Raw genomic sequence first — 13,404 nt, forward strand, 5'->3', positions numbered from 1 at the left:
AGCGATAACGGCTATGGCCGTACCCTTGCGGCAAAGCATTTGTTCATGACGAAATATAGGCATTATATATCTTATACAAGCGTATATTTTCATTCTAGACTATACCATAATTTATAGGACAAAGAAACAACGAGACTATTCATGCATCCGCTTTCTTCACTCAGAGCGAATAGCGTATTTTAGGTACGCAAAGCAAGCCTGCAGAATAACGCTAATCTGCCTGCTTCGCCTTCGTGCTGCTCGCGTTGTTTGAGTTCTTCAGCAATCCAGCCTTCTTTAATACATGAAGGACGCTCTTCTCCATTTCCTTCATCTTCATCATCGTAGCTGGCTTTCTTACTATTAGTATGAAGTCGGTTTTGGGGACGATCCGATTTGCTTGATGACGCACGATTTCCTTTATCATTCGGCGCATGCGATTGCGCACAACCGCATTGCCTATCTTTTTGCTGGCAGACACACCTAAGCGAAAAGGCTCCGCCGATGGCTGCTTTGACCAATAGACGACAAACTGCCCATTCGCAAACGATTTGCCGCCTCGATAAATTCGGCTAAAGTCTTCACGATTGCGAAGACGCAATTTTCTATGCACGACTGATGGCCACCGTTCTCTCGTTGATCTTCTAAGTATCGCCAGCAAGTGAGCAGGCTAAGCAGCCTGCTACCCACTCCTCATCCTCACAAGCAAAAAAAAAAGACCACCGGACGTGGTCTTCTGCTTATGCGCTCAGTACTTTTCTTCCTCTTTGACGACGCGCTGCCAAAACTTTACGTCCGTTCTTCGTGCTCATCCGTTTGCGGAATCCATGCACTTTCGCGCGTTTGCTTACATTAGGTCTAAATGTAGGTCTCATCGTTCTGCACCTCCTATACTGCGTGTTTCCAAATCAAGCGTAAACGGCTCTCGCCGCCATCATTTGACGGAGCAGCATCGTTTCGCGGTGAAATATAAGCAGCTTCATAAGCATACGACTTACAAGGCCTTATATTTAAAAAAACGCTTTTTTTATTAAACCACGTTGGCAGTCAAAAGTCAATGACCCAGTTGATCTCCTTCCTGTTGATAAAAATTTGGGATTACCGTCTGTGGATAAACGCATGAAAAGGCGCCGTTTATAAAAAACTAATAACATGTGCACAATCCACAGACAGCCAAAAAGAACTTTGTCGAAATCTTAACAAGATATAAACAATATGTAGTGGTGTAGATAACTTTTATGCACAACCAGTTGAGAATGTGGATAAAATATGCGAATTCGTTGAAATATAAGGCATCTTTTGCTATGATAATTATGTTTTCACTGTGGATTAGATCAATATTGCCTCAGTTTTATCAACAGCCTGTGGATAACATTGTGAACAAACTCATCCCCTATTTATAACTCATTCGCAAATTCTTCTGTATAATGTGGATGCTTTCGTTATAAAACCCTGATTTTCGACATTTTTTCTTGTAACTGCGCCATTCGAGGCGATTGGATAAGGAGTGACAGTCTGTGGACAGCCATACCTATGATTTATGGCAGCAAGTGTTGTCAATCATCCAGACTAAATTAAGCAAGCCGAGCTTTGACACCTGGTTCAAAGCGACGAAGGCTTCTTTTGTCGATGATTCTATGCTTGAAGTAACAGCGCCGACAACATTTGCGGCCGAATGGCTGGAGGGCCGTTATACGAAGCTAATTCGAACGACACTGTTCGAGTTTTTGGGAAGACAGGTAGATGTTCGTTTCTCTATAGAAGAACTTAAGGGCGCGGAACCGGCTTATATGTTTCCGCCGAGAATGGTAAATTCCCCTGTCATGAACGAAGAAGCAACGCCTACTCATATGCTTAACCCGAAATATACGTTTGATACATTCGTAATCGGAGCGAACAACCGTTTTGCGCATGCAGCATCGCTTGCTGTTGCGGAAGCACCGGCCAAAGCTTACAATCCATTATTTCTGTATGGTGGCGTTGGGCTGGGAAAAACCCACTTGATGCACGCAATTGGCCACTACATCATGGATCATAACCCCAATACCAGGGTTCTATATATCTCGTCAGAGAAATTTACGAACGAATTCATCAACGCCATCCGCGATAACCGCGGCGAGAGCTTCCGTACGAAATACCGCAATATCGACGTTCTGCTTATTGACGATATTCAATTTCTAGCCGGAAAAGAGCAGACGCAGGAGGAGTTTTTCCACACCTTTAATGCACTGCACGAGGAACGAAAGCAAATCGTCATCTCAAGTGATCGCCCGCCTAAGGAAATTCCGACGTTGGAAGATCGGCTCCGCTCCCGCTTTGAATGGGGACTCATTACCGACATTCAGCCGCCGGACCTGGAGACGAGGATCGCCATTTTGCGCAAGAAAGCACGAGCCGAAAATTTAGATATTCCGAATGAAGCAATGATCTATATCGCCAATCAAATCGATACGAACATTCGTGAATTGGAAGGCGCCCTTATTAGGGTAGTCGCCTATTCCTCCTTAATAAATGCTGACATTACGTCGCATTTGGCGGCCGAAGCGCTCAAGGATATCATTCCTTCCAGCCGGCCTAGAATGATAACGATGCTTGATATTCAGACAAAAGTTGGAGAGTTCTACGGACTGCGGCTTGAGGAGTTCAAAGCGCGGAAACGGACGAAGGCCGTAGCCTTTCCGCGGCAAATCGCAATGTATTTATCGCGGGAGCTGACGGACTTCTCGCTGCCTAAGATCGGTGAGGCATTCGGAGGCCGTGACCATACGACCGTCATCCATGCCCATGAGAAAATTACGCAGCAGCTAAAGATCGATCAGGACCTGTACAAAATCATTCAAAACCTGACCGAAAAAATCAAAAATCATATGTGAACAACTAAGCAAGCCTATGCACACGCTATGCACATGTGGATAGGCTTGCTTTATCGGTCTTCCACGGGGTTATCCACATATTCAGGGCCCCTACTACTACGACTACTAAAAATCTTTAAAAAAACATCATCAAACAAGCGTAAACGGCTGACGCCTTTTCTGAAAGGCAAAAGCTCGTTTCGCGCAGAAATATAAGCATCGTATAAAGATCAAATTTATACATCCTTATATTTAAAGCGTAAACGGCTGTCGCCTCTTGAACCCAACAACATTGGTTCGTGCGAACTCATACTTGGATGAATTTATAAGAACGCTAGGAGTGAAACCATGAATTTAACAATCTCAAAAAATGAATTAAACGACGCGATCCAGCAAGTAGCGAAGGCTGTTTCCTCCCGCCCTGCCATACCGATCCTCGGAGGTATCAAAATCGAAGTTACGCACCTTGGGGTAACACTAACCGCAAGCGATACCGATATATCGATTCAAAGCTATATCCCTGTGGAGAGAGATCAATTCGTTATTGCACATGTGGATAAACCCGGAAGCGTCGTTTTACCAGCCAAATTTTTTGTCGAAATCGTAAAAAAGCTTTCTTCCGAACAAGTCGTAATCGAAGTGAGCAATACGTATCAAACGATCATTCGCTCCGGTTCAACTGAAATCCAAATGGTCGGACTAGATCCAGAGGAATTCCCAGTGCTTCCGTCTATTGAACAAAATGAAGTGCTTCAATTGCCTGGCGATTTATTAAAAGCGATGATTCGTCAAACCGTTCTTGCAGCTTCGACTAGCGAACAAACACCTATTTTGACGGGCGTATTATGGAACTTGCTTGAAGGCGAGCTGAAATTTGTCGCAACCGACCGCCATCGTCTGGCAAGCCGCACTGCACAAGTCGACACAGACTCCCAGTTCAAATTCAGCAATGTCGTTATTTCGGCTAAAACGCTTATTGAGCTTTCGAAGCTTGTTCCTGAGCAAAATGCGCTTGTCGATATCGTTGTAGCAGACAATCAGGTTCTATTTAAGCTTGGAAACATGTTGTTCTATACGCGTATTCTCGACGGAACCTATCCCGATACTTCTAAGATTATTCCGCAAACGTTCAAAACAGAACTTGTACTTGATACAAAAAATGTAATGGACTCGATTGACCGTGCCTACTTGATGTCCCGTGAGGAAAAAACGAATATCGTTCGTCTTATGACACTTGAAGACGGGTCCATCGAAATATCATCCAGCTCGACCGAGCTTGGCCGCGTAACCGAGCAGCTCGAAGCGATAGAGTTTAACGGAGAACCGCTAAGAATCGCTTTCAACTCCAAATATATGCTCGATGTGCTTAAGGTTATTGACAGCGAGCAGTTGTTCATTGGCTTTACAGGCGCAATGAGCCCGATTATCATTCGTCCTATGGATCATGCGTACAGCATGTATGTCATCTTGCCTTACAGAACGACAGGCTAACCAAGCGCTTAAGCGAAGAAAGGGATGACCCATCTCGATGAAGGAAATCGGCATTAAGACGGAATATATAACGCTCGGCCAGTTTTTGAAGCTTTCGGATTGCATCTCAACCGGCGGTCATGCGAAGTTTTTCCTTCAGGAGAATACCGTCATGATCAACGGGGAAGCAGATAACCGCCGAGGCAGAAAATTGTATGCTGGGGATAAAGTAGAGGTTGAAGGCTGCGGCGTTTTTACGGTAAGCAAAGCGTAGCGCACCAACGGACCGGGAGGTCAAAACATTGTTTTTAACAAGCATACAGCTGCAAAATTATCGGAACTATAGCGATCTCGACCTGCAAACGCCTAATAAGGTGAATGTATTTCTTGGTCCTAACGCCCAGGGAAAAACAAATTTGCTTGAAGCGATATTCGTGCTTGCGCTAACCAAGTCGCACCGCACGTCGAAGGACAAGGAGCTTATTGGCTGGCAGGCCGATTCCGCTCGCATATCGGGCGAGGTAGATAAGAAATACGGATCGATGAAGCTGGATCTGCTATTTTCCGCTCAAGGAAAGAAAGCGAAAATAAACGGGCTCGAGCAGCGAAAGCTCAGCGACTTCATCGGTTCGGTCAATGTCGTTATGTTCGCGCCAGAGGATCTCGAAATTGTAAAAGGCACGCCGGGTATACGAAGACGGTTTCTCGATATGGAAATCGGACAAGTACAGCCCGGCTATTTGTATACACTGCAGCAGTATGGAAAAGTGCTTCAGCAGCGCAACAACTTTTTGAAAGCCGCCTATCCTGGTGGAGCGAATCAGACGATGCTGGATGTGTGGAATATGCAGTTGGCAGAGCATGGTGTTAAAATTATGAAAAAAAGGAAACACTTTATACATAAATTACAAACGTTTGCAGAACAAATTCATTCGGGCATAACGAACGGTGCTGAGCAGCTCACGATTGAGTACCGTCCTTCATTTGACGCGGATGCCCAGCAAGATGAAACTGTTTTATTTGATCAATTTATGATAAAGTTAACACAGGTGAGAGATCAGGAGATTCGCAGAGGGGTTACGCTTGTGGGTCCGCATCGCGATGATTTGGCGTTTTTTATAAACGGCAAAGAAGCGCAAATATTCGGCTCTCAAGGGCAACAGCGAACGACGGCCCTATCTTTAAAATTGGCAGAAATAGAGCTCATTAACGAGGAAATCGGCGAATACCCGCTTTTGCTGCTTGACGATGTGCTGTCGGAGCTTGATCAGAATCGTCAAACCCAGCTTATTGAGACATTTCAAAGCAAAGTACAAACCTTTATTACAACGACCGGCCTTGAAAGCGTGAATGTGAGCAGGCTTCAAGATGCCGGCATCTATCATGTGCATGACGGCCGAGTGACACGTTAAATTGCGAATAGGAGAGGTGAGAAAGAGGGCATGTACATCCATTTGGGCGGCGAGAAAATAATTCGGGCTGCAGAGCTGGTGGCCATTTTTGATATATCTATCGAGCAGTCCTCTAAACTATCCAAGCAATTCGTTGCGGGAGCACGCAAGCGCAAGGACGTTGAGACGATAGGCGAGGAAGAGCCGAAATCGATCGTTGTAACGAAGCAGAAAATATATTATTCGCCGATTTCATCCTCTACGCTGAAGAAAAGAGCCCATCATTTTGCGGCAAACGGCTAGAGCGAAGGCGGTCAGGAAGAGCAGTTGAGAGGAGCAGTGAAGTTGCATGTCTTTGGAGCAGCATACGTATGACGAGAGTCAGATACAGGTCCTGGAAGGATTAGAGGCGGTACGCAAACGTCCGGGGATGTATATTGGCTCCACTAGTGGAAAAGGTCTTCACCATCTCGTATGGGAGGTTGTCGATAACAGTATTGACGAGGCTTTGGCCGGTTATTGCTCGAGAATCGAAGTTATCGTGCATGAGAATAACAGCGTGACCGTTATTGATAATGGACGGGGTATTCCCGTAGGCGAGAATGCAAAACTGAAAAAATCGACGCTAGAAGTCGTTATGACTGTTTTGCATGCGGGTGGCAAGTTCGGCGGAGAAGGCTACAAAGTTTCCGGCGGCTTGCACGGGGTCGGCGTATCGGTCGTAAACGCATTGTCCGAGCTCGTCATTGTTCAAGTAAAACGCGATGGCAACATCTATCAGCAAGAGTACCGCAAGGGTGCTCCGCAGTATGATATCAAAATCATTGGCGAAACGACGGAGACAGGAACTCAGGTTACGTTTACGCCGGATAGTGAAATTTTTACGGAGACTACCGTATTCGACTATGAAACGCTGCAATCGCGTATTCGCGAGCTGGCGTTTTTGAATAAAGGGATTGAGATTGTGCTTTCCGATGAGCGTACAGGCGTATCGAATACGTTTATGTACGACGGCGGCATTATCGAGTTCGTTAAATATTTGAACCGTACTCGCGAGCCGCTTCATGAGCTGCCGATCTATGTTGAAGGATCGAAGGACCATATCCATGTTGAGGTCGCTTTGCAATATAACGACAGCTATACCGAGAACATTTATTCATTTGCGAATAATATCAATACCCATGAGGGCGGAACGCATGAGTCCGGCTTTAAGAGCGCACTGACACGGATCATTAATGACTATGCCCGCAAATCGAACCTGATCAAGGACAACGATTCCAACTTCTCCGGCGACGATGTGCGTGAAGGCTTGACGGCGATTATTTCCGTGAAGATTCCTGAGCCGCAATTTGAGGGACAAACGAAGACGAAGCTTGGGAACAGTGAAGTCCGCGGGATCGTAGAATCCTTTTTTGCCGAGAAGCTGCAAGAGTTCCTTGAGGAAAACCCAGCGGTATCGCGCAAAATCGTAGAAAAAGGCTTGCAAGCCGCACGTGCCCGCGAAGCAGCGCGCAAAGCGCGTGAGCTGACTCGTCGCAAGAGCGCGCTTGAAGTCGGCTCTCTGCCAGGTAAGCTTGCCGATTGCTCCTCCAAGGACGCTTCGATAAGCGAGCTCTACATCGTAGAAGGTGACTCCGCCGGCGGTTCCGCGAAGCAAGGTCGCGATCGTCATTTCCAGGCGATTTTACCGCTGCGCGGTAAAATTTTGAACGTTGAGAAAGCGCGCCTCGATCGGATTCTTGGCAATGCGGAGATTCGGGCTATTATTACGGCGCTCGGCACAGGCATTAGCGATGATTTTGACCTATCCAAAGCGCGCTACCACAAAATTATAATTATGACCGATGCGGACGTCGATGGTGCGCACATTCGCACCCTTATGCTAACGTTCTTCTATCGCTACATGCGCCAAATTATAGATGCGGGCTATATTTATATCGCACAGCCGCCGCTATTCAAAATTGAGCGCAATAAAGTAATCCGCTATGCGCAGACCGAGAAGGAGCGCGATAAAATTATTGCGGAATTCGGCGAAGGCGTTAAAGTAAACGTACAGCGCTATAAAGGACTTGGCGAGATGAACGCTACTCAGCTATGGGAAACAACGATGGATCCGGAAAGCCGTACGATGCTGCAGGTAACGATCGAAGATGCGATTGAAGCCGATGTCGTATTCGATACGCTCATGGGAGATAACGTTGAGCCTCGTCGTGATTTCATTCAGAAATACGCTAGATATGTAACAAATCTAGACTTTTAATGACATGAACTGCAAGAAGCAGCCGCCCATTATGGACGTCTGCTTCTTTTTTTTAGGCGGCCGTATGCTGCGGCGTAGCGATATACTTTTTGAAATACACTTTGATCGGGCAGCTTCCGGAAGATGTAGAGGTCAGGACGCGTATTCACTTCCAAAATCCATGGATGCAGCTTCGTATCGATTGCGATATCGACGCCCAGCTCTTTCAAATTCGGATAAGCCGCTTGCAGGTTATTCGCAATAGTGATGCTCAGCTTTCTAAGCCGGTTGTTAAATGCTTCAAGCTCAGAAGGCGAAGCGTGATCGGCCATAAGTCTATCAAGACCCATTGGCGTGCCGCCGCTATGGTAATTCGTCACGATTTTGGCTGGATGGGCGAGTCTGCCGATAATACCGGTCACTTCCCATTCATGGCGCAAGTTTTTTTGAACCATGACGCGGATATCGAAGCGGCGCTTCTGGTGCTTGAGCAGATGGATCCCTTTCTGAACAAGGTATCTCCGTTTTTTCTTTTTCTTAACCAGCCTTTGATAAAGATGCTCAAAGCTTGGGGAAAACATGACCTTTGTATCTAGCTGGTAGCGATATCCAAGAGCAGGAGTGTTTGTTCGTTCAACACGAATGACGCCATTGCCAGCCGTACCGTTTATCGGCTTGACGTAGACCATGCCATATTCGCTTAGCATCGAATGAAGGCTGCCGCGGTTGAATAGCTTTGATGGAGGCATATATTGGCGTAAATAATCCGATTTGAGCATGATTTTTGATTTAGTCCATTTACTCGTAACGCGTTGAATGCTCAACGATATTTCTCCTCTCGCAATGCTTTTTACTTGTAATGGATTTCAAATGATGCAGGAGACAGACATAGAATTGAGTGGTATAATGAAAGTTGGGTCTGTTTATTTTATGGCGGTTTTACCTGTATGGAGAGCGGTAATACACCTATTTTTAACGACAAATGAAACTAGTTTTGCGGGAATTCCAAAAGCATGAGCAAAAAAGGTTTATATGCTCGCTTTTTGAGAAAGTAATATAAGGGTTATGTTGATTTAAGAGTAGCTATAGATAGCGTCAGGGAGGTAAATCATGGCGGAAGAACAACGTATATCTATAAGAGATCGGGATATTGGTACGGAAATGCGTGATTCCTTTATGGATTACGCAATGAGTATCATTGTTAGCCGTGCTCTTCCCGATGTTAGGGATGGTCTAAAGCCTGTGCATCGACGCATTTTGTTTGCGATGTCTGAACTAGGCATGTCACCGGACAAGCCGCATAAGAAGTCCGCGAGAATCGTAGGCGAAGTAATCGGCAAGTACCATCCGCATGGTGATTCGGCAGTATATGAATCGATGGTACGGATGGCGCAGGATTTCTCCATGCGTTATATGCTCGTGGATGGACACGGAAACTTTGGTTCAATTGATGGTGACTTTGCAGCAGCCATGCGTTATACGGAAGCCCGGCTTTCGAAGATCGCGATGGAACTGCTTCGTGACATCAACAAGGACACGATTGATTTCGCGCCCAACTATGATGGAGAAGAATCAGAGCCGGTTGTATTGCCAGCTAGATATCCGAACCTGCTCGTAAACGGGGTTACGGGCATTGCCGTTGGTATGGCCACAAATATTCCTCCTCATAACTTAAACGAGGTTATTGACGGGGTGCAGGCTCTAATTGTCAACCCTGATATTACGCCAGTCGAGCTAATGGATTATATTAAAGGTCCCGATTTCCCGACAGCCGGATTTGTAATGGGTCGCCAGGGAATTCGCCAAGCCTATTTGACAGGCCGCGGATCGGTAACGATGCGGGCAAGGGCGACAATTGAGGAGAACAACGGCAAAGCGCGCATCATCGTGCATGAATTGCCATATCAAGTCATTAAGGCCCGTTTAGTTGAAAAAATAGCTGAGCTCGTTCGCGAGAAGAAAATTGAAGGCATCACCGATTTGCGAGATGAATCTGACCGCAACGGTATGCGTGTTGTCATAGAGCTTCGTCGTGATGTGAACCCAAGCATCGTGCTGAATAATTTGTACAAGCATACGCAGCTTCAATCCAACTTCGGTATCAATATGCTGGCGCTCGTAAATGGTGAGCCTAAGACGCTTAACATTCGAGATATGCTCTATCATTATTTGCAGCATCAAATCGAGGTTATTCGCCGCCGTACCGAGTTTGAGCTGAAGAAGGCTGAGGCTCGTGCGCATATTCTCGAAGGCTTGCGAATTGCGCTTGACCATTTGGATGAGGTTATTGCCTTAATTCGCGGCTCCCAAACGGCTGATCAAGCACGTGAAGGATTGATTACAAGATTCTCGCTCAGCCATGAGCAAGCGCAAGCGATTTTGGATATGCGCTTGCAGCGTTTGACTGGTCTGGAAAGAGACAAAATCGAAGCAGAATACGCAGAGCTTATGCGTAAAATTGCTGAATATAAAGCGATTCTTGCCGATGAGCAGCTTGTGCTTGATATAATTAGCACGGAGCTTAACGAATTGAAAGAGCGTTTCGGCGATGAGCGCCGCACAGAGCTAATGGCAAGCGATGAAGAAATTCTCGATGAGGACCTTATTCCACGTGAGGATGTAATCATCTCCATTACGCATACGGGCTATATCAAGCGTTTGCCGGTCGGTACTTATCGCAGCCAGAAGCGCGGCGGTAAAGGCGTAGTCGGCATGGGCACAAAGGATGATGATTTTGTCGAGCATCTGTTTGTATCCAATACGCATCACTACCTGCTGTTCTTCACGAACAAAGGCAAGGTATACAAGCTCAAAGCCTATGAGATTCCTGATCTCAACCGCACAGCTCGCGGAACGCCGATCATCAACCTCATTCAAATCGAACAAGGCGAGACGATCAATGCGGTAATTCCGGTTCAAGAATTTGATTCGGAGCACTTCTTGTTCTTTGCTACAAGACAAGGGGTTGTGAAGAAGACTCCGCTTGATGACTACGTCAACATTCGGAAAGTTGGATTAATCGCGATCTCGCTTCGTGAGGACGATGATTTAATCGGCGTGAAGCTGACTGACGGCAACAAGGAGATCATCATGGGAACAGCACAAGGGATGTCCATCCGTTACTCGGAGCAGGATGTTCGTTCGATGGGACGTTCCGCTACCGGCGTAAAAGGTATTGCGCTTGATGATGACGATACCGTAATTGATATGGACGTCATCGTGCCGGATAAGGATATTCTTATCGTTACCTCCAAAGGTTACGGCAAACGGACTCCAGTGGCCGATTACCGTATTCAGAACCGCGGCGGCAAAGGGATCAAGACGCTTAACGTAACGGATAAAAACGGACCAATCGTATCGCTTAAGGTCGTTGAGAACGATGAGGACCTTATGATTATGACGGCATCCGGAACGATGATCCGCACCAGCATGGAAGGCATATCGACGATGGGCCGGAATACGCAGGGTGTAAAACTCATTAATACGCGTGAGGATGATACGGTAGCGACAGTTACCCGTGTTGCCCGCAGCGAAGAAAATGAAGTTTCCGATGAGAGTGAAGAGCAAGAGGGCGGCGAGGAGCCGATCGAATAAGCGGGTTGAAGGCAGCTGATGCCGATGCATAACGGCATCAGCTTGCTTTTAGCTTTTTAATATAAGGTACAGCCATACATACTATTCAAGCACAGAGGGAGAGGACTCTCGTGGCAGCGGTAACGTTATCACATCTTAAGCTAGGCGACAAAATCATTGAAGATGTCCTCACCCCGCTAGGCGGTACTCTATTTCATAAGGGAAAGATCGTTACGGCCAAAGAAATAGAAATACTGCAAGCTTTCCTTATCATAAGTGTTGAAATTGAAGCGAACCAAGCAGCAAGCAAAACAGGTGAAGATGATGAGGCTGCAGTTCAGGAACCTACACCTGTATTCGTCGAAACTCTCCTACATGATGAGTACGACAAATTGCTTAATGTGCTGCGTAAAGTATATAACTCTTTTATAGGGGGGCAAGCCTTGCCTGTCTTGGATATCCGAAAGCAGCTTGAAAAGTTGCTGGAGCATATTAAGAGCTATAACTTGCTGACGTTTACACCGCGACAATTCATGGAGAAGGATTATTTGCTTCATAACAGTATTACCTCTGCACTGACTTCCTATCTGATTGCACAATGGACCGGCTTTCCTCAAAAAGATTGGATGCAAGTTGCATTCGCAGGTTTATTCCATGATATCGGGAACGTCAAAATCGACAGAGCAATTCTGATTAAGCCAAATCCATTATCGCCAGAAGAAAAAGAAGAAATGATGCGACATACGGTTCTTGGATATCAATTACTTAAAAATGTTCCTGCTCTTAATGAAGGCGTGAAAATGGCTGCGCTGCAGCATCATGAGAAGGTAGACGGAACGGGGTATCCGCTTGGGATCGATGCGACAAAAATCCATCCTTACGCCAAAATTGTAGCTATTGCTGATATTTTTCACGCTATGACTTTGAACAAGGCATACAGGAAGGCAACATCACCTTATCTTGTTTTGGAACAAATTCAAAGCGATGCATTCGGAAAGCTGGATCCGGCCTACGTTCGAACCTTTGTAGAGAAAGCCACTCAGTTCCATAATGGAACAATCGTGAGGCTTAGCGATGAGCGGATTGGTGAAATTGTATTTTCGGATCGCAATCATCCAACCAGGCCGTGGGTATCCTTGGACGGAATAATCGTAAATCTTATCGTTGATCGACATCTACATATAAAAGAAGTGTTCAGATAAGATCGCTTCTTTTGAAATGGACAGTAAGTACGGATCATTGCAGAGAGGGGATTGACCTCAAGCAGTGTGCACCGTACTTACTGTTTTTCTATTGTAGAAGGTTAGTGCAAAACATAGTCAGGTTTAGAGCTAAAATGCTAAGGCAAAAACTTTTTCACTAAAAATGAAAAAAATACTTGCATTGGCTTAGGCGCTTGTGATATATTATCTAAGTCGCCAATGAGACACACGGCCGACACGAAAGAAAAGATTGCTCTTTGAAAACTGAACAACGAGTAATAACTGCCCTTACGATTCTAACGAATTGTAAGAAAAAGCGATAAAAAGTAATGAGCATTTCAAACACATGAAGCTTTCTCTTCGACATCGCGTCGAAGCGAAAACTTCCATTTGGAGAGTTTGATCCTGGCTCAGGACGAACGCTGGCGGCGTGCCTAATACATGCAAGTCGAGCGGATCTTGTCCTTCGGGATAAGATTAGCGGCGGACGGGTGAGTAACACGTGGGTAACCTGCCTGTAAGACTGGGATAACATTCGGAAACGAATGCTAATACCGGATACGCGATTTGGTCGCATGACCGAATCGGGAAAGATGGAGCAATCTATCACTTACAGATGGACCCGCGGCGCATTAGCTAGTTGGTGAGGTAACGGCTCACCAAGGCGACGATGCGTAGCCGACCTGAGAGGGTGATCG

The 13,404-nt window shown here is 46.1% G+C and carries 11 protein-coding genes and 1 rRNA gene; 9 read left to right on the forward strand and 3 right to left on the reverse strand.

Features of this window, described 5'->3' with window-relative positions:
- Positions 1 to 211 precede the first annotated feature (211 nt).
- Both rnpA and rpmH read right to left on the reverse strand, forming a co-directional pair.
- A complete protein-coding gene (gene rnpA / locus AC1TPC_RS07745) occupies positions 212 to 592 on the reverse strand; it encodes a ribonuclease P protein component (RefSeq protein WP_482066278.1) in 381 nt (126 codons plus the stop codon).
- A 127-nt stretch (positions 593 to 719) separates the two neighbouring features.
- Positions 720 to 854 carry a 50S ribosomal protein L34 gene (rpmH, locus tag AC1TPC_RS07750; RefSeq protein ID WP_054025773.1) on the reverse strand — a complete coding sequence of 45 codons (135 nt, stop codon included), beginning with the start codon at positions 852 to 854 and terminating at the stop codon, positions 720 to 722.
- 642 nt (positions 855 to 1,496) lie between these two features.
- Between rpmH and dnaA the strand changes: the two genes are divergently transcribed.
- From dnaA to gyrB, 6 genes are all read left to right on the forward strand, one after another.
- Positions 1,497 to 2,852 (forward strand): chromosomal replication initiator protein DnaA, encoded by a 1,356-nt coding sequence (gene dnaA / locus AC1TPC_RS07755; RefSeq protein WP_482066279.1) that lies wholly within the window; start codon positions 1,497 to 1,499, stop codon positions 2,850 to 2,852.
- Positions 2,853 to 3,179: 327 nt separating this feature from the next.
- Positions 3,180 to 4,322, forward strand: coding sequence for a DNA polymerase III subunit beta (dnaN, locus tag AC1TPC_RS07760; RefSeq protein ID WP_482066280.1), 1,143 nt, complete (start codon positions 3,180 to 3,182; stop codon positions 4,320 to 4,322).
- Between the two features lie 37 nt (positions 4,323 to 4,359).
- Complete coding sequence (yaaA, locus tag AC1TPC_RS07765; protein ID WP_482066281.1) at positions 4,360 to 4,575, forward strand: S4 domain-containing protein YaaA; 216 nt, start codon at positions 4,360 to 4,362, stop codon at positions 4,573 to 4,575.
- A 28-nt stretch (positions 4,576 to 4,603) separates the two neighbouring features.
- Positions 4,604 to 5,713: a DNA replication/repair protein RecF gene (recF, locus tag AC1TPC_RS07770; protein WP_482066282.1), complete on the forward strand. Its 1,110-nt coding sequence runs from the start codon at positions 4,604 to 4,606 to the stop codon at positions 5,711 to 5,713.
- A gap of 30 nt (positions 5,714 to 5,743) precedes the next feature.
- Entirely contained in the window at positions 5,744 to 5,995 is a 252-nt protein-coding gene (gene remB / locus AC1TPC_RS07775) for an extracellular matrix regulator RemB (protein ID WP_012772007.1), read from the forward strand.
- A gap of 46 nt (positions 5,996 to 6,041) precedes the next feature.
- Complete coding sequence (gene gyrB, locus AC1TPC_RS07780) at positions 6,042 to 7,952, forward strand: DNA topoisomerase (ATP-hydrolyzing) subunit B (protein WP_482066283.1); 1,911 nt, start codon at positions 6,042 to 6,044, stop codon at positions 7,950 to 7,952.
- Positions 7,953 to 7,981: 29 nt separating this feature from the next.
- On the opposite strand, the gene AC1TPC_RS07785 is transcribed toward gyrB, so the two are convergent.
- On the reverse strand, positions 7,982 to 8,755 hold the full coding sequence (locus AC1TPC_RS07785) for a YheC/YheD family protein (protein WP_482066284.1): 774 nt from the start codon (positions 8,753 to 8,755) through the stop codon (positions 7,982 to 7,984).
- A gap of 286 nt (positions 8,756 to 9,041) precedes the next feature.
- Between AC1TPC_RS07785 and gyrA the strand changes: the two genes are divergently transcribed.
- The 3 genes from gyrA to AC1TPC_RS07800 form a co-directional block, all read left to right on the forward strand.
- The gene (gene gyrA, locus AC1TPC_RS07790; protein WP_482066285.1) at positions 9,042 to 11,525 is read left to right on the forward strand and encodes a DNA gyrase subunit A; all 2,484 of its coding nucleotides are present in this window, start codon (positions 9,042 to 9,044) and stop codon (positions 11,523 to 11,525) included.
- A 110-nt stretch (positions 11,526 to 11,635) separates the two neighbouring features.
- A complete protein-coding gene (locus AC1TPC_RS07795; protein WP_482066286.1) occupies positions 11,636 to 12,706 on the forward strand; it encodes an HD-GYP domain-containing protein in 1,071 nt (356 codons plus the stop codon).
- A gap of 387 nt (positions 12,707 to 13,093) precedes the next feature.
- A 16S ribosomal RNA gene (locus AC1TPC_RS07800) occupies positions 13,094 to 13,404 on the forward strand; the annotation flags it as partial.

The organism is Paenibacillus sp. Y280 (assembly GCF_056786335.1).